1 protein-coding gene is annotated in these 994 nt (G+C 64.7%); it reads right to left on the bottom strand.

Annotated elements, in window-relative coordinates; translation table 11 throughout:
- Nucleotides 1–786 (bottom strand): aldehyde dehydrogenase family protein (locus ACCD00_RS30665; RefSeq protein ID WP_413428927.1); only part of this gene is annotated, 786 nt, incomplete at its 3' end.
- Between the last annotated feature and the right edge of the window lie 208 nt (nt 787–994).

Here is a 994-nt window from a genome sequence, read left to right as displayed (position 1 = left end):
CAACTGGCTGACGGCGCGACCCGAACCGCGGGCCACCGCCAATGACAGGCGCCGGTCCGCGAACATCGCCCAACCGGCGGCGTGGTTGACACTTTCCACCAGCGACACGGCACCGGCCGGCAGGCCGGCATCGCTCAGCGCTGGGTTCAGCGCATGGGTGACGATCGCCTGGGCCGTGCCCAACGCATCACTGCCGATGCGCAGCACAGCGGTGTTGCCGGTGCGCAACACACCGGCGGCATCGGCAAACACATTCGGCCGGCCTTCGAAGACGAACGCGACGATGCCCAACGGCGAGACCACTTGCTCGACTTTCCAGCCATCGTGCTCCACACAGCTGATCACCTTGCCACGGCTGGCCGCTGCATCACGCCAGGCGCGCAGGCCGGCGATCATGTCGCGACGCATGCGCTCATCGGCGAGCAACCGGGTGGTCGAGCGACCGCGCGCCTTGGCCCGTTCGATGTCGGCCAGGTTGGCGGCTTCGATCAACGCCCAGCATTCAGGGGTTTCCAGGCGCTGGGCAAACAGGTCGAAGAAGGCGCTGATCGCTTGATCAGACACGGCCGACAGCGCGGTAAACGCCGCTTCGGCACGCTCGATCGCGACGCTGGCCGCTTGCTGGTCCGCCACCGGGATCAGCAGCAACTCGCCGCTGACCTGCTCCACCAGCAGGTGGTCACCGGGCTGGAAGCGCTGCGCCAGTTCGGGGCTGACGACAGTGACACGATTACCGGCGAAAGGGATGGGCGTGCCAGCGACTAGACGTTCGAGCGCAAGAGACATGAAGCGGTTACACCATGCAATGGGCGGCCGGAAAATGTATAGCAAATTCCCTGTAGGAGCGAGCCTGCTCGCGATAGCGGAGTGTCAGGCAGCATCCATTTGACTGACCTGGCGCTATTCGCGAGCAAGCCCGCTCCCACCCTGGTTGTGCACTGGATGAAAAATCCCGTGGTTACGTATCTCAATGTATACAGCCCCGCCCCCGACA

This window comes from Pseudomonas sp. Pseusp3, assembly GCF_047304225.1.
Lineage (GTDB): Bacteria > Pseudomonadota > Gammaproteobacteria > Pseudomonadales > Pseudomonadaceae > Aquipseudomonas > Aquipseudomonas fluorescens_CD.
Note: the sequence above shows the minus strand (reverse complement) of the source record. Positions and strands in the feature narration are given on the sequence as shown.